The 906-nt window shown below is 70.8% G+C and carries 1 protein-coding gene; it reads left to right on the forward strand.

Going from position 1 to position 906, the window contains the following annotated elements; translation table 11 throughout:
- The first annotated feature begins 8 nt into the window (after positions 1-8).
- The gene (locus MJ785_RS05025; RefSeq protein WP_239380121.1) at positions 9-896 is read left to right on the forward strand and encodes a hypothetical protein; all 888 of its coding nucleotides are present in this window, start codon (positions 9-11) and stop codon (positions 894-896) included.
- The last annotated feature ends 10 nt before the right edge of the window (positions 897-906 follow it).

Raw genomic sequence — 906 nt, forward strand, 5'->3', positions numbered from 1 at the left:
CCGGCGAACTGCATGACGCCTGTATCCGGACCCTGGCAGAGACACTCATCAGCTATGAGACGGCTAACCTGGCCGACACCGTATCAATGCTGACGCCGCTGGAAAAGACCACCCGGACAGTGCCCCGTACCCGACGGTTGCGGGGCTCGGTCGCGCTGGACTGGATGCGGCTGCATGCCGCCGTGACCGCGACCATGGCAAACGCCGCATACGACCAGGGGTGCCACGGCGACGCGGTCTCGCTGGCCGACCGGGCCGCGGCGGTAGCACGCGCCGCTGGCGACGGCCCACTTGCCGGCAGCGCGCTGGCGGTACGCGCTCGGGTGGTGCGCCAGCACAGCCCGACGGTGGCGCTGCAGATCGCGGGGGCCGCCAACCGGATCGCCGGCGCAAGCCCGGCCCGCGCCATGGTGACCGGCAAGGTCTCGGCCGGCTCGTACGCGGTCCTCGGAGATATCGCTGGTGTCCGGCAGGCCGTCGCCCGCTCCTGGAAAATCATGGAACAGCTGGAGCCATCCGCGCAGGGCCGGCCCGGATTCGCGCTCACCACCTATTCCCCAGCGGACCTGGCTCTGGCCAGCGCCGAGGCATTGACCACCGTCGGTGTCGCGGACGAGGCCGAACCCCACCTCGAACGGGCCGCCGCACTGATCGCGGACAGCGGGCAGACCGGAATGATCATTGCTGTCCAGATGGCACAGGCGCGGACCGCGCTGGCACGCCACCGCCCCGACCCCGACGAGGCGGAACAGCATGTGTCCAGCGCGGTCGCGCTGGCGGCGCAACGACCGGCCCAATGGGTTGCCCGGCTGGTACGCGACATCTCCGCGCTCGCCATCAGACGCACCGGCCATCAGTTCGACGGGCTCGTCGCCGCCACCGCCGGCTGGTTCTGACCTTCTCCCC

Source organism: Protofrankia sp. CiT1, from assembly GCF_917627335.1.
Taxonomy (GTDB): Bacteria; Actinomycetota; Actinomycetes; order Frankiales; family Frankiaceae; genus Protofrankia.